Source organism: Photobacterium jeanii (assembly GCF_001650345.1).
GTDB classification, from domain to species: Bacteria; Pseudomonadota; Gammaproteobacteria; order Enterobacterales; family Vibrionaceae; genus Photobacterium; species Photobacterium jeanii.
This window is the reverse complement of sequence record NZ_LVHF01000033.1, coordinates 259,099-282,972: the sequence shown is the minus strand read 5'-3', so window position 1 is coordinate 282,972 and position 23,874 is coordinate 259,099. Positions and strand designations below refer to the sequence as shown.

General features: G+C 47.4%; 23 protein-coding genes. 18 read left to right on the top strand and 5 right to left on the bottom strand.

The window, feature by feature from the left end; genetic code table 11:
* Positions 1–40: 40 nt before the first annotated feature.
* The gene (locus A3K86_RS18780) at positions 41–3,352 is read right to left on the bottom strand and encodes a S41 family peptidase (RefSeq protein ID WP_068334987.1); all 3,312 of its coding nucleotides are present in this window, start codon (positions 3,350–3,352) and stop codon (positions 41–43) included.
* Positions 3,353–3,719: 367 nt separating this feature from the next.
* On the opposite strand from A3K86_RS18780, the gene A3K86_RS18775 reads away from it, so the two are divergent.
* On the top strand, positions 3,720–4,631 hold the full coding sequence (locus tag A3K86_RS18775) for an alpha/beta hydrolase (protein ID WP_068334985.1): 912 nt from the start codon (positions 3,720–3,722) through the stop codon (positions 4,629–4,631).
* Positions 4,632–4,670: 39 nt separating this feature from the next.
* Here the strand turns inward: A3K86_RS18775 and A3K86_RS18770 are convergent, their stop codons facing one another.
* Both A3K86_RS18770 and A3K86_RS18765 read right to left on the bottom strand, forming a co-directional pair.
* Positions 4,671–5,738, bottom strand: coding sequence for a methyltransferase (locus A3K86_RS18770; protein WP_068334982.1), 1,068 nt, complete (start codon positions 5,736–5,738; stop codon positions 4,671–4,673).
* A gap of 146 nt (positions 5,739–5,884) precedes the next feature.
* Complete coding sequence (locus tag A3K86_RS18765; RefSeq protein WP_068334979.1) at positions 5,885–6,271, bottom strand: hypothetical protein; 387 nt, start codon at positions 6,269–6,271, stop codon at positions 5,885–5,887.
* Positions 6,272–6,413: 142 nt separating this feature from the next.
* On the opposite strand from A3K86_RS18765, the gene A3K86_RS18760 reads away from it, so the two are divergent.
* The 17 genes from A3K86_RS18760 (at position 6,414) to A3K86_RS18680 (ending at position 22,062) form a co-directional block, all read left to right on the top strand.
* Entirely contained in the window at positions 6,414–7,142 is a 729-nt protein-coding gene (locus A3K86_RS18760) for a beta-ketoacyl synthase chain length factor (protein ID WP_068334976.1), read from the top strand.
* A gap of 3 nt (positions 7,143–7,145) precedes the next feature.
* Positions 7,146–7,934 (top strand): lysophospholipid acyltransferase family protein, encoded by a 789-nt coding sequence (locus tag A3K86_RS18755; RefSeq protein WP_068334973.1) that lies wholly within the window; start codon positions 7,146–7,148, stop codon positions 7,932–7,934.
* Positions 7,935–7,971: 37 nt separating this feature from the next.
* The gene (locus A3K86_RS18750; RefSeq protein ID WP_068334970.1) at positions 7,972–8,229 is read left to right on the top strand and encodes a phosphopantetheine-binding protein; all 258 of its coding nucleotides are present in this window, start codon (positions 7,972–7,974) and stop codon (positions 8,227–8,229) included.
* A 6-nt stretch (positions 8,230–8,235) separates the two neighbouring features.
* Entirely contained in the window at positions 8,236–8,493 is a 258-nt protein-coding gene (locus tag A3K86_RS18745; protein WP_068334967.1) for an acyl carrier protein, read from the top strand.
* Complete coding sequence (locus A3K86_RS18740) at positions 8,493–9,053, top strand: COG4648 family protein (RefSeq protein WP_068334964.1); 561 nt, start codon at positions 8,493–8,495, stop codon at positions 9,051–9,053. The genes A3K86_RS18745 and A3K86_RS18740 overlap by 1 nt, the downstream gene beginning before the upstream one ends.
* Before the next feature lie 19 nt (positions 9,054–9,072).
* A complete protein-coding gene (locus A3K86_RS18735; RefSeq protein ID WP_068334961.1) occupies positions 9,073–10,449 on the top strand; it encodes an AMP-binding protein in 1,377 nt (458 codons plus the stop codon).
* An 85-nt stretch (positions 10,450–10,534) separates the two neighbouring features.
* A complete protein-coding gene (locus A3K86_RS18730) occupies positions 10,535–10,882 on the top strand; it encodes an ApeI family dehydratase (protein ID WP_068334958.1) in 348 nt (115 codons plus the stop codon).
* Between the two features lie 3 nt (positions 10,883–10,885).
* Positions 10,886–12,595: a glycosyltransferase family 2 protein gene (locus tag A3K86_RS18725; RefSeq protein WP_068334956.1), complete on the top strand. Its 1,710-nt coding sequence runs from the start codon at positions 10,886–10,888 to the stop codon at positions 12,593–12,595.
* A 2-nt stretch (positions 12,596–12,597) separates the two neighbouring features.
* A complete protein-coding gene (locus A3K86_RS18720; protein ID WP_107270242.1) occupies positions 12,598–14,130 on the top strand; it encodes an HAL/PAL/TAL family ammonia-lyase in 1,533 nt (510 codons plus the stop codon).
* Positions 14,131–14,206: 76 nt separating this feature from the next.
* Positions 14,207–14,647 (top strand): acyl-CoA thioesterase, encoded by a 441-nt coding sequence (locus A3K86_RS18715; RefSeq protein WP_068334950.1) that lies wholly within the window; start codon positions 14,207–14,209, stop codon positions 14,645–14,647.
* A complete protein-coding gene (locus tag A3K86_RS18710; RefSeq protein WP_068334947.1) occupies positions 14,628–15,278 on the top strand; it encodes an outer membrane lipoprotein carrier protein LolA in 651 nt (216 codons plus the stop codon). Before A3K86_RS18715 ends, A3K86_RS18710 begins: the two co-directional genes overlap by 20 nt.
* Positions 15,279–15,303: 25 nt before the next feature.
* The gene (locus A3K86_RS18705) at positions 15,304–17,682 is read left to right on the top strand and encodes an MMPL family transporter (protein WP_107270289.1); all 2,379 of its coding nucleotides are present in this window, start codon (positions 15,304–15,306) and stop codon (positions 17,680–17,682) included.
* On the top strand, positions 17,679–18,410 hold the full coding sequence (locus A3K86_RS18700) for a DUF3261 domain-containing protein (protein WP_068334939.1): 732 nt from the start codon (positions 17,679–17,681) through the stop codon (positions 18,408–18,410). The genes A3K86_RS18705 and A3K86_RS18700 overlap by 4 nt, the downstream gene beginning before the upstream one ends.
* Before the next feature lie 17 nt (positions 18,411–18,427).
* Positions 18,428–19,654 (top strand): beta-ketoacyl-[acyl-carrier-protein] synthase family protein, encoded by a 1,227-nt coding sequence (locus A3K86_RS18695; RefSeq protein ID WP_068334936.1) that lies wholly within the window; start codon positions 18,428–18,430, stop codon positions 19,652–19,654.
* Positions 19,647–20,111, top strand: a complete 465-nt coding sequence (locus A3K86_RS18690; protein ID WP_068334933.1) for a hotdog family protein — start codon at positions 19,647–19,649, stop codon at positions 20,109–20,111. The genes A3K86_RS18695 and A3K86_RS18690 overlap by 8 nt, the downstream gene beginning before the upstream one ends.
* Positions 20,108–20,833, top strand: coding sequence for a 3-ketoacyl-ACP reductase FabG2 (locus tag A3K86_RS18685; RefSeq protein WP_068334930.1), 726 nt, complete (start codon positions 20,108–20,110; stop codon positions 20,831–20,833). The genes A3K86_RS18690 and A3K86_RS18685 overlap by 4 nt, the downstream gene beginning before the upstream one ends.
* Positions 20,830–22,062, top strand: coding sequence for a beta-ketoacyl-ACP synthase (locus tag A3K86_RS18680; protein WP_068334926.1), 1,233 nt, complete (start codon positions 20,830–20,832; stop codon positions 22,060–22,062). Before A3K86_RS18685 ends, A3K86_RS18680 begins: the two co-directional genes overlap by 4 nt.
* Before the next feature lie 133 nt (positions 22,063–22,195).
* Here A3K86_RS18680 and A3K86_RS18675 read toward each other — a convergent pair whose 3' ends face one another.
* Entirely contained in the window at positions 22,196–22,771 is a 576-nt protein-coding gene (locus A3K86_RS18675; RefSeq protein ID WP_068334921.1) for a PEP-CTERM sorting domain-containing protein, read from the bottom strand.
* A 162-nt stretch (positions 22,772–22,933) separates the two neighbouring features.
* The gene (locus A3K86_RS18670; RefSeq protein WP_068334918.1) at positions 22,934–23,821 is read right to left on the bottom strand and encodes a LysR family transcriptional regulator; all 888 of its coding nucleotides are present in this window, start codon (positions 23,819–23,821) and stop codon (positions 22,934–22,936) included.
* Positions 23,822–23,874 lie beyond the last annotated feature (53 nt).

Sequence of the window (23,874 nt, the reverse complement as noted above, 5' to 3'; positions counted from 1 at the left end):
AGGCTTAGTTTTGCTCGTTGTAACTAATTGAGAGATAAGCTTATGATTTGTTGATCAAACTTAACGCTTCTTCAATAGCCGCATCAAGCTGAGTATCTTTACCTTTCACCACTTTTTCAGGGGTGTTGAACACCACCACATCAGGTTGAAGCTCAAGATTCTCATAGTATTGGCCTTTTAGGTTCTTAAGCGGCAAATATGGGAAGCGGTAACGCACTCCTTCGTACACTTCAGCATGGAAGCCTGTCACTGCTGTACCTGTTCCCGGTACTGGCTCACCAATGATAGGACCAACGTTCAAGTCTTGATAATACTGGCTAAATGCCGATGCTTCAGAGTAAGACGCAGAGTTAGCAATAACCAGTGACGGTTTCATCCAACTACGGCGGCTTGCATCCGATGCACTTTCACCCGTGTGCGGCACAACATCAGCCACTTCTTGAGCGGTGAGGAATTCAATCAAGGTATCTGCCAAGAAGCCACCACCGTTGAAACGAATATCCAAGATCAAAGCTTTAGCATGACGGAAACGACCCAACGCTTCAGAGCGCAAGTGCTGGAACGACTCGTTACTCATATTAGGTAAGTAGACATACGCAATCTGACCATCGGTTTTTGCTGTCACGTAATTACGACGCTCAAGTTCCCAACGTTTTTGTACCAATTGCAGCATGCTGTCAGCATCAACTGGCGTCACCCGTTGAGTGATTGCCTTACCTTTACGTTTTAAGGTCAGAGAGACGGCCTCATCCGCTTTGTGGTTAAGCAAGCGAGCAACATCAGATAAGTTCTTCACTGGCTTACCATTGATTGCGGTTAAGCGATCGCCCACTTGCAGCGCTTGCTCATCAATATCTGCAGGACTTCCCGGCATGATGCCATCAATGATCAATCCTGGTTGCGGCGCTTTCGCACTCACCTGCGCACGTTGTTGTTTGAAGATAAGTCCCAGCGATGCTGTTTCATCACGAGTAAGACCGTCTTCAGTTACACCATAACCGCCAGTATGCGAGGCGTTTAGCTCACCATAAAGCTCGCTGATCAGATCACCAAAGTCTCTGTCGTTATTAATATGTGGCAAATAACGCTGGTAATGTTTGCTGTAGTAATTCCAATCCACTTTACCCATATCTTGGCGGTAGAACAGCTCTTGGGTTTGTTTCACCATTTGCTGATATGCCGCCAGCTTACGCGGCGCTTGCTGGTATTCCACTGGCAGATTGATCACGATTGGCGTTTGATCGCTACTTTCTAAATCAACTTTAACCACTTCACCATCGATGTGAACAAAGGCTAGCCCTTGTTTCGGCAAAATCGTCGCCCCTTGCGCGGATGGTAAATCCGTAAACAAGAACTCGGTTTGCTGCTTGCGAATGTCGTACACAAAACCGCGTGTCACTTCATCGCCTTCAGGTGTGGCTAACGCATCAATCACAAATAGCTGATCACCATACATAGCAAAATCAATAATGTTGCCCGAATACGGGAATTCAAATGCTTGACGATATTCAAGATTACGCGCTGTTAACGGGTAATCCATCGTAGGTGTCGCATTTTCTTCATCACCACTTTCAACGGCAACATCGTTTTTGTAATCCGTTTGCGCACGACCATTGGTGAATACACCACGCAATAAGTATTGTGAATCTTCACCCGCCGTATCTTTTAAGCCACCGTCTGTGGTCATCCAACTAAGGATGCGGTTATCTGCGCTCCATTTCGGCAAGGTATTGTAGAAACCATTTTGCGACACATTAATTGCAGGCTTATTCCCTTTCGCATCCACCACCAAAATGTCATGGCTGTATGGCGCAGGCATCACATGAACGGCAAGTTGAGTGGAATCCGGTGACCACGCAAAATTCAGCGTACCGCTTTCACTCACTTTATCAGGCGTAATCAAGGTTTTACCTACTGATTGCACCGCACCAGCTTTAGTCGCACTTTTACTACTGACTAACTTCGGCGGTAGCAACTTGCCCGAGTTGTCCCCTTTCGACTCATCGTTATCGACGTCGATAACATGCAATGAGCGTCCATCAACGACGAAAGCGAGCTGAGTACCATCTGGCGAAAACTGCGGCTGAGTAATGTCTTGCCCCGCCAGCACCATAAATGGCGTTTCGCTTACCATTGGCGCCGCAGATAGCAGCTCTTCCTTTTTATTTGAAGAAGCAAGGTATAGGCCCCAATGTCCATCACGCAACGCTGAATACAACACCCCGTAACCATCTGGGGTATAGACCATGTCTTTTTCAGCCCCTGCGGTGGTTGTCAGCCGTGACACTTTTTCTTTGTTGGTATCCATGGCAAAAATATCGCCATAGCTGGCAAACAACACTTCATCATCGTGTTGTGAAGGCACAAATTGAGTCGCTTCCGAACTCACAAAGAAACGATCTTTACTCGGGGCAAAATGTGCAATATCGAGATTGATCTTCTGCGGCTTGCTCTGCCCTTTCGCCAAGCGGTACAACTCACCATTAAAGCTAAACGCGATATCGCCATTACTGGCAACAGTTAAGTCACGAACAGGGTGGCGAGTAAAGTGCGTCAACTGCGACTGCTCGTTAGTCGCTAAGTTGTAATACCACACATTGAAATCACCGCTTTGCTCACTCAAGAAATAAAAACCTTGGCGCTTGTGATCCCACAATGGCATTTGTGCAGCGACTTTATCTGGCGTCAGTTGGCGATGCTTTTGGGTCTTAGCATCAAACATCCACACCGATGGCACAGCAAACGATGCTTGGTGCTTACGATAAGGTTGATCTTTGTGAGGCGAGTTATAAAGCAAACGGCTTTGTTGCAAGTTCCAATTCGCGTGGCGAGCAGGAATAGGCAGGATGCTTTGCATCGCATTATCAGCCAAATTCACCGCATACAACTGGCTCCCCGGCGTGCCGAATGAATGCTTACTTGCACGGCTATAAAAGTCTTGGTCCGCATCTGTTAATCGTGTAGTCGAGAACAAAACTTGCTGACCGTCTGCACTAAAAGCTGTCGGGATATCATCACCGGAATGATAAGTGAGTCGCTTCATCACCAATGTAGTAAGCGATAAGGTAAATACATCATCATTACCGTACGGGTTCGCCGCAAAAGCGAGCGTCGAATTATCGGGTGACCACGTTAGCGCATGAGGGTAAAAGCTACCGCTTGTTAGGGCTCGCGCTTCTCCACCAATACTTGGCGCAATATAAATTTGGCTTTGGTAAGTAAAGGCGATTTTTGAACCGTCTGGTGATAGGGCGGCATTTCGAAGCCATAATGGCTCTTGATCTGCCTGTGCAATAGGAGGCAAACAAATCGTAGCCAGCGCACAAAGGTATTTAACCGTAGTTGATGGCATCACAAATCCTATGAATTATTTGAGTGGAATGAATTACGAACAGTGTGCATAACTAACATCACTCGCACACCTTTACAAGCGATCTTACGCCACCAATTTCACTTTTTCTTAACTCAGATTCACAATGTGTCAGACAAACCGAAACACACATCCCAAATTACACAATAAAAGTAAAATAACGTCACCATCTACATAGTCAGAGTTTATAAAACCATTTAAATCAGATCATTAAGTCAACATATATGCCTTTATGGGCATATTTTCTAATGTCTAAGATCCAAAACATCCAAAGCTCCGTATTAATTACCTCTATGGCTGACCTTTCAAGGCTATATCGTCAGCGCGATTGAAGTTCAAGGAGGTGACCATGGCTTGCTTTTTAGGGTTGAAATCCGTTGTTTACTTTAAATCTGTTATTGGCGCAAAATTCATCGCTCTCATGTTCTCGGTTCTATCTTTACAAGGCTGCGCAAACAGCACTTTTTTCTCACCTTCTCAAAGTGCCGAGCTCAATCCTGAAGTTCGCTGGTTAGCATCTCAATCTGGTAACGACATTGCCTACCTCTGGTTACCAACCAATCACGCCATTGCCAAAGGCGCAGTGATCCATTTCCACGGTAACAGTGGTCATATGGAAGAGACAAAAGAGAAAGTCGACTGGCTAACCGAACATGGTTACGACGTGATGGTGTTTGATTACTCAGGATTTGGCCATTCGAGCGGACAGGTCGGTGACAAAGCAGCCTACCAAGACGCCACCAGCATTTTGCATTATATCGAAGCATTGAAAGCTAAATCTGATATTCCCGTTTACACCGTGGCGACTTCAACTGGTGGCAATATCTTTCTGCGTGCATGGGCAGACAACCCAATCGAGATCGACGGCATTATCATTGATTCTTCCTTCACCAGTTACGTCGATACAGCCGAGCATGTGGTTGAGCAAGGGCTATTTGGCGAACTGTATTCGTGGATGGTACATGTTGTGATGCGTGATGATTACGCAGCCAATCAAGTGGCTGACACATTACCTATAGCCCCAAGTTTGGTGCTGCATTGTGAACAAGATAAGGTCGTGCCAATTGAGTTTGGCGAGGGCATTTATCACCAACTGGAAGGTGAAAAAGAGTTTTGGCGCTTAACGGAATGTAAGCATGCTCGTGGACTAACGACTGAATATCCTGAGTATCAAGCGCGCTTAGTTAACTGGCTACAAAAAACCGCCCCTGATTATCCTGCAGAGCAAGCAATCTCAGGCGCGGTTTTAGCGAAAAACTAACAGGCGCTGAATCAACAAATCAGCATCCTGTTGCCTTCATTACTTGGCTTTTAGCTCAAGAAGCGTATGGCCAAGACCGATGTCATCAGTACGGGTTGCAACTTCAAAGCCCGCTTCTTCAACTAGCTCAAGGAAATCTTCGCTGCGGTAGAAACGGCTGTTACCGTTTGCCAGACAAGTGAAGTAAAGCGAGGTTGCATTCAAGCTAAATGATGCCGCGTCGTAACGCTGTGCATCCCAGAATAGTTCTAGAATGTAAACCGTCGCATCTTCGTCCATTGCCGCACGTACACGGCGCAAAATGCTCAGAATTTCCATTGGCGAGAAACAATCAAGGAACTGACTCATCCACCATACGTCTGCGCCGCTTGGTAGCTCTTGGCTCTTATCAAGCATATTCGCTGGGAAGCCATTTACACGCTCACCAAAACCGTTCTCTTTCGCGTTCTTCATTGCCATTTCGATTTGCTGAGGCAGATCGATAATGGTCACTTCCACATCGCTGTCGTGGTTACAACATTGCAGCGCCCACTTACCCGTGTTACCACCAATATCAAACAGGCGTTTTGGCTTATTAGCAAAAACGCGCTCTAGCAGAATAGGGAAAGAGCGATCTGAATAGAAGTGATCGAAGTTGAACCAGCTTTCTTTTGCCTTTTCAGGTAGCTGAGATAATCCTTCGTAGATTGTTGGCCAGTCGCCCAGCTCTTTCAAACCAGCAGGCGTGCCTTCTTCAATTGCCTCAGTCAGGTGCATCATCGCGGCGTAACAAACGTCAGCAGTGAAGTCCATATTGGCGCGCGTCATACCGTCGTGCAATAGGAAGTAGCCCAGCTTAGCTAACACATAATTTGGTTTGTTCCATGTCACGATGTACGCACTCAGCGCCATATCGAGCAATACCTTCACGCCATATTCAGACACACCCGTTTGTGCTGAAATTTGCTCTGCGTTAAGTCCTTCGCTGCCTGCGTCATCTAGAGCTGCAAGAATACCTAAGTCACGCAGCGTACGTGCAGTGTGAAAAACAATAGGAGCAAACGCCAGTTTCTGAGCTTCCGTTTTCGCTTCTAGTGCGTTGAACGGGTCTTGTTGATATTGAGTCACAAAAAAACCTAATTTTTGAATGAGATATTTAAAGTAATAGTTTTATTAATTGCTCACATTATCTATGCAAGCAAATGTATTTATTCATTAAAGAATAAGCCAATAGGAATATTGGCTTATTACACCGAGCAATATATTGTATCCAATTATTGAGCAAGTGTAGCTAGCTTTTTCTTAATGTCTTGGTCAAGGTTAGTAATCCACTTGTTATAGTTACGGTGGATATTGCCGTCTTCGTACTTAAGGTTTTCCGAGCTAACATAATGAATTGAATATGCTTTATTATTATATTCAACGTCGATTACAGCTTTATGAGTACGGACATTGATTTCACCACGAATCGTCCCTGGTTTGGTTTCATTCATGATCCAACCACGAGCAGTACCAGACTCTAGAATAGCAGAGCGGACTTGCTGTGATTGTAAGTTATAAGATACTGGCGCATTTTCGACATTTAATACAGGATGAACACGGCTACAACCAACAACACCTGTAATCATGGCGGCGATAATAAGCCCTTTAATGAGTTTCATAATGGTCCCTTATATTTGCTTAAATGTAATGAAACATTGCTTTATTGTCTGCCAATAATATATCCTCAACAAAAAACTGCTAATAGTTTTATTAACTCATATTATGAGCACAGTTGATTATTGAACTGATAAATTATTGATAATGAATAATATAACCTTTAACGTTAAAAAACTGTTACCTTTATCAGCTGGATTAACATCAGACAAAGATTGGCAATCTTGGGCTAATCAAGCTCATCAATGGCCAATCGATGCGAGCGCCGTACCGCACGATTTAATCCCAGCGATGGCACGTCGACGTATGAGCAAGCTAAGTAAAATTGCTGTGCAAGCCGCCATCGCTGCCAGCCAAGAGCAAGCAATCGACTACATCATCTTTTCTAGCCGTCACGGCGAGCTAACACGCACTGTTCAACTGCTTAAAGACATTATCGCGGGGGAAGATGCCTCACCAACGGCATTTTCTCAATCTGTGCATAATACCGCGGCGGGGTTATTTACCATTCTAACCAAGCAGGCCATTCCCGTTTCTTCATTGAGCGCAGGTGAAAATACGTTCCCATCAGCGTTAATTGAAGCCTACGCTTATCTAGCACAACACCCAAAGCATAAAGTGCTAGTGGTTGATTTTGACGAGCCAACGCCACAAGACTACCACTCGTTTACCAGTGAAACGTACCAAGGTTATGCTGTCGCAATGGTTATCGAACAAGGCGATGAATTTGAACTAAGCTGGCAAGCCCAACATGGTGAGACAGCTCAGTACCCACTGCCACATGCTCTCAATATGGTCTCGCATTGCGTTACCCAGCAAACCCAATGGACAGTCGAGTCACAACGCAACCTTTGGCATTGGAAAAAGAACGCATAAAGCATGAACAACAAAAAATCACTGTTTGCTCGACTTGAACGCCTCTGGCGTATTGCGGCCACGGGATTCTGTTTTGCCCTATTTGGCGTTGGGGCTTTGTGTCTCACCTTCATTGTGTTTCCACTCATGACGATGTCGGCACGCAATCAACAACAACGTGAGATGCGGGTACAGTCGATTATTCAAAAGACCTTTGCGTTCTTCTGCGACACCATGAAATTTACGGGGGCTATCGACTACGAATTTATAGGCCAAGATAACCTCGAAGCGGATCGCAATTGCCTAATCGTTGCGAATCACCCAAGCTTAATCGATTATGTCTTAATCGCTTCGCGTTTACCGCAATGTGATTGTTTGGTCAAAGCCGCACTTTGGCATAATCCATTTATTAAAGGCATCGTCAAAGCGGCAGGTTATATCCCAAACCGCGATCCTGATAATTTGATCGATGATTGTTCGACTCGCCTTGATGATGGCAATGTACTGTTGATCTTCCCTGAAGGAACACGTACAACACCGAACAAGGAATCTAAGCTGCAACGTGGCGCAGCCCAAATTGCAGTCAGAACGAATAGTGATATCCGCTTGATCCACATTACGGTATCGCCATCCTTTCTGACCAAGGAAAGTAAATGGTACGACGTACCAGCTAATAAGCCCTTTTTTCGTGTTGAAGTGAAAGATAAAATACACACAGCACGATTTATTGATGAGGCGGATTCGGTAACGACCGCTGCGCGGCATTTAAATAAACACCTTGCTGAGGTGTTATTTCCGCCTAAGTCATCATAAATACACTCACCGCTTTCATTATTACAAGTAGGTCAAAATGGAACAATTACAGACAGAAATTAAAGCTTTAATCATTGAAGCTCTAAACTTAGAAGATATCGCTGTCGAAGACATTGAAACCGATGCTCCCCTTTTTGGTGACGGCCTTGGTCTAGATTCTATTGATGCGCTTGAGCTTGGCTTAGCGATCAAAAAGAAATACAACATCGTAATCGATGCTGATGACACCAAAACCCGTGAACACTTTGCCTCTGTGGCGAACCTTGCCAACTACATTGCAGCAAACAAAGCGTAATCCATTATGACCGACGTAAATCGTAACCAAGTATTTGAACAAGTGCGTGACGCACTAGTAGAGCTTTTTGAAATTGATGCAGCTGACATTACTCCAGAAGCACAGCTGTACCAAGAGCTTGATCTAGATAGCATTGATGCGGTGGATCTTGTTGTACACCTGCAAAACCTAACAGGTAAGAAAATCAAACCTGAAGAGTTCAAATCTGTACGTACCGTTGACGACGTTGTTGACGCGGTAATCGAACTTGTGAAGGAAGGCTAATGCGCGTGCTGACCCTGCTGTCAGCGATTGCTTTATTAGCTTATCCGCTAGCAGTCTACTATGGGCTAAGCCAATGGGGGCTTGGGGTTGTAGCAGGGCTGCTAGCGTTTTTATTTTTGCTGCGCATTATCGCTGGAAATCAAACACGTTTACGCGAACTCAAATATGTCGCATGGCTAAGCGGTGCAACGGGTATTGTCCTGACACTATTGGGCACTCTATTCCAGCAAGAAGGGTGGTTTACTTTCTATCCTGTCGTGGTCAACGCGCTAATGTTGGGGTTATTCAGTGCCAGCCTTTGGCAAAAAGAAACCCTGATCGAACGCCTTGCTCGTCTACAAGAGCCAGATTTGCCAGAGAGTGGAGTTCGTTACACCCGTAAAGTCACCAAAGTTTGGTGTGGCTTTTTCATTCTCAACGGCACCATCGCACTATATACCTGTTTCCAACCTCTTGCGGTATGGACCTTGTATAACGGCCTGATTAGCTATATTGCTGCTGGCACCTTGTTTGCCGCTGAATTCATCGTGCGTCAATTTGTACGCGAAGATAAAAAATAACACGGGTAGATACACAACCATGAACTCCAGCTCGACCTACCATCCCCTAGCTGATCTAATGATGTCGCCGCGCGCTAATAGCGCCATCGTTGCCATTGATGATGCCAGCCAAGATGCCGTAACCTGGTTGCAATTTACCCAAGACGTTGCCTCGCTGACAGCCTTTTTACAGCAGCGCCCTGAAGCTCGCTGGGCAGTATGTTTTGCTGATAGTTACCACTTTGCCGTTGCTCTTATGGCGCTGGCACACAGCAACAAACACATCATTTTGCCAGGTAATCACCAACCTGCGGCATTAGCAGCACTTGCTGATAAATTCGATGCGCTGCTTCACGATGCCGAGGTCGATGCCATTGCGGGCTTACCGTCAGTAACACTGCCATTAGCAAACGCAGACGCAACGGACATCACATTTCGTTCTCTACCACTCAGTCAGTGCCCTGTCACTCTCTTTACCTCAGGTTCAAGCGGGACACCTAAAGCGATTGAGAAAACCTTAGCGGGGATCGCCGCTGAACTGGATGTGCTAGAGCAAGTCTGGGGCGAGAAAATCACAGATAGCCATATTGTCAGCACCGTATCGCATCAGCATATTTACGGTCTGCTATTTCGCCTTCTGTGGCCGTTGTGCAGTGGTCGCAGTTTCTCGCGTTTCGATCTAATTTACCCTGAACAAGTAGTGGCACATGCTAGCGCAAATATCACCTTGATCAGCAGCCCTGCGCTGTTAAAACGTTTAACCGGCATGGTTAGCGAACAAAGTTTCCGCCACATTTTCTCATCAGGTGGTCCGCTACCTCACCCAGCGGCACTGCAAAGCCAAGCTTTGTTTAGCTGCCTACCGACCGAAGTGTTCGGCAGTACCGAAACTGGCGGCATTGGCTATCGCCAACAGCAACAACCAACCACGCCGTGGCAACTTTTTCCTTGTCACCAAGTCGAACTTAATGCTGAACAGTGTTTACGCATTCAATCGCCTTTTATCGACGGTATCGACTGGTACCAAACCAGCGATCAATGTGACTTACTGCCAGAGCGCCAATTTATGCTCAAAGGTCGAGCTGACCGAGTAGTCAAAATTGAAGAAAAACGCATTTCACTGGTTGAAGTCGAACAACGCCTAACCGAGCTTGAGTGGATTGACGAAGCGGCTGTTTTGCCACTAGATGAAGGACACCGCTTAATTTTAGGCGCGGTGATTACCCTCACGGCTGCGGGTGAAGCACAATTAACGGCTCAAGGAAAAGGTAAGCTGTGGTTGGCGATCCGTCAGCAATTGCGCCAATGGCTAGAGCCAGTTGGGATCCCACGTCGATATCGCGCCGTGGATGAAATCCCCCTCAATAGCCAAGGCAAACGCCAGTTTCAGGCTCTGGTTGATTTATTCGCTGAATAAGCACAACTCGCCAGTCAACGTTAACGCTATACTAGGGTCTAATTGACCCTAGATAAGCCAACAATAACTAAAGTATTCAAGAGTAATGACAAAACGAAAGCCAACCATAGTCGACCAAGTTGTTAGCGATAACAAAGCCACGCTGACACTGAAAGTAGATGCTGATATTGCCGATTTCCAAGGCCACTTCGCACAATTTGCGCTACTGCCAGGTGTAACCCAAATCGACTGGGCGACCCACTATGGTCAAGCGTTACTCAATGCCGCACCTCAGTTTGCAGGAATGGAAGTGATCAAGTTCCAAGAGCCGATCACGCCCGACATGACGGTTACCCTTAATTTAGAATGGGTCGCAGACAAGAAAAAACTGTACTTCAGCTACCAATCAGAAGCCGGTACGCATTCCTCTGGTCGCATCAAGCTGAGTAACTAAGGTATGACAACTTTTCATCCCTGTTTCCTAATACCTTGTTATAACCACGGTAAAACCGTGCCAGCGGTGATCGACGGTCTAGCTGAATTTGGTTTTCCGGTGATCATTGTCGACGATGGTAGTCGCCAAGAAACCAAAGCGATTTTAGCCGAGCAAGCACAACGTGAGCACGTTACCTTGGTGACTCTAGCGGAAAACCAAGGCAAAGGCGGCGCAGTGATTGCGGGTATTGAAGAAGCGTATCGCCAAAGCTTTACCCACGCGATCCAAATTGATGCCGATGGTCAGCACGACCTAGACGCGCTACCCAAACTGATTGATGATGCCCAAGCCAACCCGACTTCGCTGATTTCTGGTTGTCCTGTGTATGATGAATCCGTGCCAAAATCGCGTTTATACGGTCGTTACGCTACCCATATCTGGGTGTGGATTGAAACCTTATCTACCACCATCAAAGACAGCATGTGTGGTTTTCGCGCCTATCCCATTGGTCGCACCGTCAAGGTGTTAGAGCGTAATCAAATCGGCAAACGGATGGATTTCGATATCGAGATCCTAGTACGTATGTACTGGGATGGCTGCGATATCCGTTTCATCGACACCAAAGTCATTTACCCTGAAGATGGTCTGTCACATTTTGATGCCCTATGGGATAACATCAAAATTAGCGCCATGCACACTCGTTTGTTCTTTGGCATGCTGCCACGTATTCCGCGATTACTGAAACGTCGTCAGCAAAACAAAACCAACCAAACAGAATCCGCGGGTTCATTGCACTGGTCAAAACAAAAAGAGCAAGGCACCGTCATTGGGATCAAAATCCTAATGCAGGTTTACGCTTTGTTTGGTCGCCGTGCCTTTGCGGCACTATTAAAACTGGTGATTGGTTATTACTACTTAACCAACAAGCATGCCCGTCAGGTTTCTGCTGACTACCTTGAGCGCGTGGTCGATTACGCCAATGAGCATAAATTACCACTGCCTGATCAGCTCAACAGCTACCAGCACCTGCTGTCATTTGGCTACACCATGTTAGACAAACTGGCTGGTTGGCGTGGCGATCTGTCTATCGACAATATCACTCTGCACGGCAGCGAGTACCTCGCCGAACTTCGCGAAACCAAACAAGGAATCGTGATTTTAGGCTCGCACCTCGGCAACCTTGAACTGTGTCGCGCCCTAAGCCGTGAATACAGCGATATCAAAATCAATGCCTTGGTTTTCACCGAGCACGCAGAGCGTTTTAACTCGGTCATGAAAGCGATCAACCCAGACTCGGCCTTGAACCTGATCCAAGTCAGCACGCTTGGCCCTGATACGGCTATCTTGCTGCAACAAAAATTGGAGCAAGGCGAATGGGTTGTGATTGTGGGCGATCGCACTTCAACCACCCAAGAGCAACGCGCTGTATGGGCAGATTTTCTTGGCAAGCCAGCACCTTTCCCGCAAGGTCCGTTCATGCTTGCCAACGTGTTAAAAGCGCCGGTGTATCTCCTGTTTGGATTACGGGACGAAAGCCAGCGTGAACCGCACTTTAATGTGTACTTTGAAAAATTTACAGAGCAAATGACCCTGCCAAGACGCAACCGCACTGAAGCATTGGAAGCCGAAGTCCGTCGTTATGCCGATCGTCTCGCGCATTACACGATGAAAGCTCCCTTGCAGTGGCATAACTATTTTAATTTCTGGCAGTTAAGCGATAAAAAAGATTAATTATGAAAAAGACCATCACTTTTGGCGCCGAGCGACTAACCATTGAAGACGTGGTAGCGATCGCAAACGGTGCTAATGCCGAACTGAACAATTCAGCGGCGTTTAACGACAAGATTGACCGTGGCGTGGCTTTCCTTGAGCGCCTGCTAAAAGAAGAAGGGGTGATTTACGGTGTAACCACCGGCTATGGTGACTCTTGTACCGTTGCGATTCCACCTAACTTGGTTGACGAATTACCACTGCACCTAACGCGTTTTCACGGCTGTGGTTTGGGCGATAACCTTAATCACCAACAAGCACGTGCGGTATTGGCGACACGTTTGTGTTCACTGGCACAAGGTGTGTCTGGGGTAAGCCACGATCTACTGAACCAGATCGCGACTCTGATCAACCAAGACATTGCACCGCGTATCCCGCAAGAAGGCTCTGTGGGTGCAAGTGGTGACTTAACACCTTTGTCATACCTTGCAGCAGCGTTGATCGGCGAACGTGAAGTCATGTACAAAGGCGAAATTCGCCCAACCCAAGAAGTGTTCAACGAGCTGGGTATCGACCCAATCAAACTAAAGCCGAAAGAAGGCTTAGCGTTGATGAACGGTACATCGGTGATGACAGCGTTGGCTTGTATGGCCTACAAACGTGCGGAGTACCTTGCTCAGCTATGTACGCGCATCACCTCTATGGTGTCTGTGGGTATGCACGGTAACGACTTCCACTTTGATGAAGCGCTATTTGCGGTAAAACCTCACCCAGGTCAGCAACAAATTGCGGCTTGGCTGCGCTCTGATCTACAAGCTGAACGTCCACCACGTAACAGTGACCGTCTACAAGACCGTTACTCACTGCGTTGTGCGCCTCACGTGATTGGCGTATTGCAAGACAGCCTACCGTGGCTACGTCAGATGATTGAAAACGAGCTAAACAGTGCTAACGATAACCCAATCATTGATGGTGATAACGAGCGCGTACTTCACGGCGGTCACTTCTACGGTGGTCATATCGCGATGGCAATGGACACCCTAAAAACAGCAGTTGCTAACCTTGCCGATTTGCTCGACCGTCAAATGGCGCAGCTAATGGACTACAAGTTCAACAATGGTCTGCCATTTAACCTAACGGGCGCAGAAGGCGAACGTAAACCAATCAACCACGGTTTCAAAGCGGTACAGATTGGTATCTCGGCATGGACAGCGGAAGCGCTAAAACACACCATGCCAGCGAGTGTTTTCTCACGCTCGACCGAGTGTCATAACCAAGACAAAGTAAGCATGGGTACAATTGCAGCGCGTGACTGTCTACGTGTACTAGAGCTCACCGAGCAAGTGGCGGCGGCGTCCTTGCTGGCGGCAACCCAGGCGCTTGAAATCCGTAAAGCCCACAACGAGCTTGATGAAGCGCACTTTAGCCCTGCACTCAAAGCGATGACCACGGCGGTATTGACTGACTTTGAGCCAGTAAAAGAAGACCGTCCGCTAGAAGGCGATCTGCGCAAGTTCATGGCGCTGATCCAACAGCAACATTGGGCGCTTTACTAAGGCTCTGAGCTAGCACCAAAAGACCAATGGCGTGCAAGTGCACGCCATTGCTTAAACTCAAATAAGGATACGGTTGATGACAAAAGTGACCCAGCCCTTGCATGCCGAGGTGACCATAGTGACCTCTTTCCAAGATGCTGATCCTATGGGTGTGATTTATCACGGCAACTATTTCCGTTACTTCGAAGAAGCTCGTCATGCCCTGATGGCGAAAATTGGTTATAGCTACCGTGAAATGCAAGCCTCCGGTTATGCCTGGCCGATCATTGATACCCGTGTGAAGTATGTTAAGCCCCTACCGTTTAGCCATGCTATCCGTGTTACCGCGACCCTGACCGAATGGGAAAATCGCTTGCGTGTCGATTACGTTATTTACGATTTAGATAGCGGTACACGCCTTACCAAAGCGCATACCATGCAGGTAGCCGTCCATATTGATACTGGTGACATGTGTTATGTATCACCTAAGATCTTCACCGATAAAATTGAGGCTTACTATGCTGGCAAAATGGCGTAACACGTTTCAATCATTGAAAAAATCTTGGCTGCTGGTGGGTTGTTTAGTGAGTGGCGGGATCAGCTTACCTGCACACGCCATTAGCTTACCTGAACTTCAGCAGCAACTTGCGGCTCATACCTTAGTACGTGGTGACTTTACGCAAACCCGCACCATGGAAATGTTCAGCCAACCTTTGGTATCACAAGGGCAGTTCCTGCTGACCCAAAACCAAGGTTTACTATGGCAACAAACCCTGCCGTTTCCGGTTGCGCTCACCCTAACCCAAGACAAACTCAGTCAACAGTTTGGTGATCAACCTGCTCAAGTGATGGCTGCAAAAGACAACCCCATGGTGTTTTACTTTAGCCATGTGTTCTTGTCTTTGTTCAAAGGTGATACCAGCCAACTCACCGAGCAGTTCGACTTAACGCTCACCGAGCAAGCAAACCAAGCGTGGCAATTGGTACTGAAACCTAAATCAGCCCCACTCAATGCTGTGTTCAGCAATATCACTATCCAAGGGCAAGATCATATTAATCAGCTGCAACTGAACGAAGTTCGCGGCGATCACACCCTGATTGAATTTACTAACCAACGAACAGCACCGGCGGCATTAAGTGCAGAAGAACAACGTGCTTTCCAGCTCTAAGCTGGCATTCGGCTGGCTACTCATCATGCTTTTACTGGCTGTTGCTCTCGGGCAACAGCTTTTTCTCAAGCCAACCAGCCCTATTGAAACCAACATTCTGGCGTTACTCCCTGAAAATCGCCAAGACCCAATAGCCCAACAAGCCTTCGACCGTGTTGCCAATAGTATGAGCAACAAGGTGATTTTTTTAGTCGGCCACCAAGATAAACAGCAAGCACTCGCTGCAGCTGAGCAATTTAGTGACCAACTCACGCGACAACCTCAGCTCTCAGGGCTGTTTGATAACGTGATCGGCAAAGTACCCACCGACACTCAACAAGCGTGGGGACAACTCTACTTTCCAAAACGCTTTCAGCTTCTCACCCCTGAGCAAGAAACGCGTTTAACCACCAATCCGCAAGCGCAAACTCAACATGTGGTGCAGTCGGTTTATAATCCATTTTCTGGTGTCACGGGCAGCGAGCTTGCCAATGACCCATTCCTGTTATTCCGTGATTACCTCAGCGCCTTAACGCGTCAAACAGGTAATTTCAGCCTTAGCGATGGTTTCCTCACCACGGAATACCAAGGTAAAAATTACGTCCTGATCAGTGCCGAACTGGCGGGCTCACCGTACAGTTTCCAGCTCCAACAGCAATTGCCACAACTGAGCTTGCTAGAGCAACAAGTACGTGAGCAACACCAAGTGGACTTGCTGCACACTGGGGTAATTTTCTATGCCCAACATGGCACCGAAAGTGCCAAATCTGAAATCAGCACCATAGGTTTAGGCTCACTGCTTGGCGTCGTCATTTTGCTGTTAGTGGTGTATCGCAGCCCGCTCCCACTGTCGCTGGCATTGCTATCGATTGGTTGTGGTTTACTCGCCGCCTTTGTTGGTACGGTCGCTATTTTTGGCAAGGTGCACCTTTTCAGTTTGGTGTTCGGTGCCAGCTTAATTGGCGTCTCGATTGATTATGCCTTCCACTTTTTAACCGACCGTCTGGCGGCAGGTAAAAACTGGCATGCCCAGCATGGCTTACAGCAAATCTTCACCGCCATCACCTTAGGACTGATCACCAGCTTGATTGGCTATCTGGGAATGCTGATTGCGCCATTTCCGGGTTTGCAGCAGTTATCGCTGTTCTCAGCAATTGGGCTTATCGCGGCATACGCGACCGTTGTCTGTTGGTATCCAACACTCGCTGCAAAACCGTGTCAGCCTCGCCCACTACCACTTACTACAATCATGCACCAGTGGCTGAATCTGTGGCAGTTCCCTGCATTTCGGAAGTGCTTACCAACGGGTTTATTGGCACTGTCGCTGTTTGGTCTTTGGCACGTGCAATACAATGATGACATCCGCCAACTGCAAACCTTGCCTGCAGATCTAAAACAGCAAGAAGACACGATTAAAGGCATTACAGGATTAAGCAACAGCCAGCAAATGCTGGTCGTCACAGCAGATTCAGAGCAAGGCTTACTTGTTCAACTAGAAAAAGTCTCGCAGTCACTTAACGACATGCAACACCAAGGTGTTTTGGGTGGCTTTCAAAGCCTAAGCCAATACTTACCTTCGGAAGCCAAACAGCAAGCCAACTTTGCGCTCGTCAAACGCCTTTATCAGCAACAAGGCGGTGCGCTCAGTGCCATGCTGCCAACCCATGATGCACTCACCTTTGAGCACAGCTTTTCACCGTTAACGCCAGAAGCCTTTTTAGCGTCTCCCGTATCTGAACCGCAGCGCTTTTTGTGGCTCGGTCAATTAACGGATCAACAAGCTGCGATCATCATGCTTAGCGACGTTAATGATATCAATGCCATTGCCGACTTTGCTGACCAAGCGGCGAATGTCAGCTACCTCAACAAGGCCGACGAAATTTCATCACTGTTTGGTGAATATCGCGTACGTGTGACCGAGCTATTAATCGCAGCCAGTTTGATCATCTTTGCGGTGCTGTGGTGGCGTTACGGCTTATCACACGCATGGCGTTTAATGTTACCACCTTTGATTGCGGGCATTGTCGGTTTGAGTGTTACCAGCCTGACAGGCGTACCACTGAACCTTTTCAATTTGTTGGCACTGATTTTAATTTTAGGGATAGGTATCGACTACACCTTGTTCTTTGCTGAGCAACACCAAGCCAATACCACCTTATTAGCCATCACGCTTTCTGCCATGACGACACTATTATCGTTCGGTTTACTGGCACTTAGCAGCACTCAAGCGATTCACAGCTTTGGTATCACGGTACTTACAGGTATCATGGTCGCTTGGTTATTAGCCCCTTTATCAATGCCATTAGCATCGAAAAAAACACCGAGCAATAACCACGCATCTCGAAAAGAAACTCACGTACGACCGTCATCGAGCAACGAACGCGATAACGACAAGCAAGATACCGCCAAGGAGCCAACAGCATGAAACCCAAAAAGTTAACCGCCTTGGCAAATTTAGTCGGCACGGTAATTCTAACGACCAGCCTCAGCGCGTGTAGTTTGCAGCCTGTTTCAACCCAACCCGCGATTGATACTGACGCCCAAGCACAGAACCGCGTCATGATTAACGATCGCCAAGTGGTTACCTTGCCCACCCCAGCAGAGCTTGGCTATAGCATTCATGCCAGCCAACTGATCAGTGCGCAATGGCGCTCGCAGCAAGATGGGGCAAATAAAGGGGCTAAACAGCAGCAACAACTGCCCGTTCAACTCGAAGTAAAAAACAATAGCCTTCAGTTGGCGGGGTTTTCGTCTTGGGGTACGCGCATTCTGACGTTGAGCTATCAAGATCAACGCATTGATGCCAGCGTGCTAACAGGGTTAGAAACGACCCTGCCACAACCTGAGCAAGTGCTGTTTAACCTCATGCTGACCTTGTGGCCAGTTTCAAGCTGGCAACCTCAGCTAGCCCCCATCGGCTGGCAGTTAACCGAATCACACCTTGTGCGCCGTTTGATCAATGCCCAAGGGGAAACTGTGGTTGAAATTCAATATCAAACAAAACCATACCTAAATGGTGATATCATTTTCAACCACAAACAGCTGGGTTATCAAATCACCATCAAAACCTTAAATTATCAGTCCAGCCCTGAACCTGCCGCAGCCTCGAAGGCTAATAAGGCAGGAACAACACCTAACGAATTAAACCAATAGAAACGCGGCTTACGACAATGACTAACACGACTACCCACACCAAGGCAGCTCCCTGTTATATTCGCGGCTGTGGCTTTCACTCTGCACTCGGCCAAAGCCATCCAGAGATTCACGCCCGACTTCACCAAGGACAAAGCTCAGATATGATCGTCAGCCAAGATATGCTGAACGACGGCACGGCCACTGTCATTGGTAAAGTCAGCGCGACGCTACCTAATTTGCCCGCTGAAATGGCAAGCTTTGATACCTTCAATAACCGTCTCGCGTTATCGGCTTTGCTGCAAATCGAGCCGCAAATCCAGCACGCTATCAGCCAATATGGTCATCAGCGTATTGCGGTTGTGATGGGCAGCAGTACCTCAGGCATTGCCGATGGCGAAACAGCCCTTGCCCAGCAACAATCACAAGGGCACTTTCCAGAGAGCTTCCACTACCACCAGCAGGAGCTAGGCAACTTAAGCGAATTTGTTGCTGATTACTTTAAGCTTGAAGGACCGACTTATACGATCTCGACAGCCTGTTCATCCAGCGGACGCGTGTTCATTACTGCGCAACGCTTGTTAGCCGCGGGGCTTGCCGATGCTGTATTAGTTGGTGGGGTTGATTCTCTTTGTAAGCTAACACTCAACGGCTTCCACGGTTTAGACGCTTTATCAGACGAGCTTTGCAACCCATTCAGTGCTAACCGTAAAGGAATCAACATTGGTGAAGCCGCAGGCTTCATGCTGTTGTCTCACAGCCCAGCGAAGAATACCAAAGACGGGACAAATATCGCCTTACTTGGTGCTGGTGATAGCTCAGATGCTCACCATATTTCAGCGCCACACCCTGAAGGTAATGGTGCAGAGCAAGCCATGCGCAAAGCGTTAACCAATGCAGGGCTTGAGCCACAAGACATTGGCTACATCAATGCTCACGGTACAGCAACGCCGCTCAACGATGAAATGGAAGCTAAAGCCATTCACCGTGTGTTTGGTAATCAAGTCCCAGTGAGTTCCACCAAACCACTAACAGGACACACCCTAGGCGCCGCTAGCGCAGTAGAGGCAGCGATCTGCTGGCATGTTTTGATGTATAATCTTTCATTACCGTATCAAGTGAATGATGGCGATATCGCCGATACGCTAGCACCGATTCAGCTAGCAAAGCAGGGTAGCACACTGAATAACAAAGCCATTTTGAGCAACTCTTTCGCTTTTGGTGGCAATAATATCAGCCTGATTTTTGGATATGTGCATGACTAATATTCCACATTTACATCAGCTATTACCGCACCAGCAACCAATGGTGTTGATAGATGAACTTATCGACGTTGGCGAAGATCATATCCACTGCCAAGTGACGATCAGCGAAGACTGCCTGTTTTTCGACCCTAACAACCGTAGCATTCCGGGCTATGTAGGTATCGAGTTCATGGCACAAACCGTCGCTGGTTGGTCTGGCTACCATGCTTGGCGTCAAAACCATGCAGCGCCAATTGGCTTCTTGCTGGGCAGCCGACGTTACGACAGCGATTATCCTCAATTTGATGAACACCAAACCTTCGATATTTACGCTGAAAAAGTAATGGAAAATAATGGTATGGCAGCATTCAGCTGCCGCATTGAGCACCAAGGCACGCAGATTGCCAAGAGCCAGCTTAATGCGTTTGTACCCACCGACGAACAACTCGAACAAATGCTTAATAGGAACCCTTCATGACCCGACATGTTTTAGTCACAGGCGCGAGTAAAGGCATTGGCCGCGCTGTCGCGACTCAACTTGCCAAAGATGGCTTCACCCTTGTTGTTCACTACATGAGTGACAAAGCAGGCGCTGAAGCAACCCTAGCCGACATTACTGCCGTGGGTGGTTCGGGTCGTATTCTGCAATTTGATATTAGTGATCGTCAGCAATGTCGTGAAGTTCTCGAAGCCGATATCGCAGAGCACGGTGCTTACTACGGCGTTGTGAGCAATGCCGGGATCACTCGTGATACCGCTTTCCCAGCCATGACCGAGGAAGAGTGGGATGGCGTGATCCACACCAACCTTGATAGCTTCTACAACGTACTTCACCCTTGCGTTATGCCTATGGTGCAAAAACGCAAAGGCGGTCGTATCGTTACGCTAGCGTCAGTATCTGGCTTAATGGGTAACCGTGGTCAAACCAACTACAGCGCCGCAAAAGCGGGTGTGATTGGTGCCACCAAATCGCTAGCTCTAGAACTTGCGAAGCGCAAAATCACTGTTAACTGTGTTGCACCGGGTCTTATCGACACAGGCATGGTTGACGAACACGTTAAAGAGCACGCTCTACCGCAAGTACCATTGCGTCGTATGGGTGAGCCAGAAGAAGTCGCAGGCTTAGTCAGCTACCTGATGTCTGACATTGCGGGTTATGTTACACGTCAGGTGATTTCGGTGAATGGAGGTCTGATATGAGCCGTCGCGTTGTTGTTACAGGTATGTCGGGTGTTACTGCATTTGGTAACGACTGGCAAAGTGTTGAACCTAAATTACGCGCGTGCGAAAACGCCACTCAGTACATGCCGAGTTACGAGCAGTACGATGGCTTGAACACTAAGTTAGCCGCACCGATCGATGACTTCACCCTGCCTAAGCACTACAGCCGTAAACAAGTACGTGGTATGGGTCGCGTTTCTAAGCTATCTACCGTGGCGACTGAAAATGCCCTGATCCAAAGTGGCTTACTAGGTAATGAAGTACTCACCAACGGTGAAACGGGTATCGCTTACGGTTCATCTACGGGTAGTACACCTGCGATTGGCGCCTTTGGTGTCATGCTTAACGAGAAATCCACCAAAGCGATCACTGCAACCACATATGTACAAATGATGCCGCATACCACAGCGGTAAACGTTGGCTTGTTCTTTGGTCTACGTGGTCGTGTGATCCCAACCAGCAGTGCATGTACTTCTGGTAGCCAAGCGATCGGCTACGCATACGAAGCGATCAAACACGGTTACCAAACAGTGATGGTTGCTGGTGGTGCTGAAGAGCTATGCCCAACTGAGTCTGCGGTATTTGATACGCTATTTGCGACTAGCTTGAAGAACGACAATCCCAAAGGCACTCCAAGCCCGTACGATAGCGAGCGTGATGGTCTGGTGATCGGTGAAGGCGCAGGTACGCTAGTATTAGAAGAATACGAACATGCAGTAGCTCGTGGCGCAACCATCTACGCAGAGCTCGTTGGTTTTGCTAGCAACTGCGATGCAGCCCACGTTACCCAACCGAAAAAAGAAACCATGCAGCTTTGTATGGAGATGGCACTGAAAGATGCCAACCTGTCACCAGAGGTGATCGATTATGTATCAGCACATGGTACAGCAACCGAGAAAGGTGACATTGCAGAAAGTAATGCCACTGCCAGCATCTTTGGCGATCAAGCACCAATCAGCTCACTGAAAAGTTACTTTGGTCATACACTAGGTGCATGTGGTGCTATCGAAGCATGGCTAAGCCTTGAGATGATGAACAGCGGCTGGTTTAGCCCAACCCTGAACCTCAATAACCTTGATGAGCAATGCGGCAACCTTGACTACATCACTGGTGAAGGCCGTGAGATTGATTGTAAGTACCTAATGAGCAATAACTTTGCTTTCGGTGGTATCAATACATCACTGATCTTCAAGCGCTGGGAAGATTAAGCTTCTATCGCCTTTCGCTTTCGCTTTCGCTTTCGCAATAAGCACACCGCGAAAACAAAAAACACACTACCTAAGTAGTGTGTTTTTTTGTGCCATTACTTTCTCAAAATGAATGAGTCTAAAAGGGTAAGCACTACGCTTTTTTACGACGAGCTAAACCCAAGCCCGCAAGACCCAACACCATTAAGCCAATAGAAGCAGGTTCTGGAATATCAGTATCCGGTAAGTCGATAGTTACCATATGCTGTTGATTGTAAGCACTGTATTTTTCGCCATTAAACAGTAATTCTTGTTTATCGTTATACAGGTAGACATCAAAAACATCACGAGATGCACAACAGCCAGTTCGACCAAAAATGCTTAATGAGTCCAACTCACTTGGGCTACCAAGAACAATTTTTAGGAACTCAGATGGGCCTTTTCCATCAGAGTGATACATAAATGGGTAATCCAGCGGGCCTGCACCATCAATCGCTTTATCCGGCGAGCTTGTCGGAGACCAATTACCCGTACCTGATGCTGTCGCTCCTGCCGAAGACAAGGCTAAATCGTTTCCTGTCCCAGTTTCTGTTGCTATCACCTCAGAGATTTGAATCCACAGATCGTTCGAGTTTTTGATAACAATTTCAGAAACCCCCATCAAACCCGCATTTGCATTCAAACTCAGCGCAGCTAGTGAAGCAATGACTAATCCTTTAATGCTATTCATGCGATTTTCCTTAAAAGTGAATTAGGACTAATCAAGTAACAGCAATTCGGATGCCAATAATTTTAAGTCAATAGAATCAGATAATTAGACAAAACCTAGCCACATATTGCTTAAACACTGTAAAGAATACTGACACTTATAATTTGGCATTGTTCTTCTACATCAGCGTTGCTCAAAACGCTCAATCATATAATCAATAAATACGCGCAGCCGTTTGGGGATCAACTGGCGTTGAGGGTAAATGAAGCTCACAGCGACGGTAGGGAGTTCCCAATCAGGCAAGATACGTACTAGCCGTCCCTCTTCTATATGCTGACGGCAAATAAACTCAGGTAACATGGCGATACCTAAGCCATCGACCACCGCCATCAGTGCTGAAGTGATGGTGTTAACGCGCAATCGGTATGGCAGATTGACGATTTCTTGTTGTTCGTCTTGCGTTAGCTCCCAATAGGGTAGCTTTACCACGTTAGAGACTTTCACTTGATGATGGGGCGATACCAGATCACTGGGATGATGAATATGGCCGTTTTGTACCAGATACTCAGGGCTCGCGACTATGATGCGTTTTGATTCATGAAAGGGGCGCGCCACCATACTGGAATCGTTCACAGGGCCCACTTGCGCGTAAACATCGATACCATCGGCAATTAAATCAACATCACGATTGGTCAGTTCTAAGTTGATCGTGACTTGCGGATACTCTTTTAAGAAAGCATTGATGTATTTTCCCAAGACTTTCTGACCAAGCTCTACCGGCATTGCGATATTCAGGCGGCCACGGATCAAGTCTTGGTTGGCACTGACTTCCAGTTCAGCTTGCGACATGATTTCTAGCATCTCGCTGCACGAACGATAGAAATTCTCCCCTTCTTGCGTCAGGGTTAACTGACGGGTTGAGCGTGTGATCAAGCGCACACCTAAATGCTTTTCCAGCTCAGCCACTTTGCGGCTCACCGTTGATTTCGTCATGTCTAATGCTTCTGCCGCTTGCGTAAAACTGCCGCAATCGACCACTTGCGCAAACATTGCGGCACTATTGAGATCCATCGCCTTCACCTTATTGGTTAGATATCTGCAACAGTGTTTCCTTTTTTTCCTAT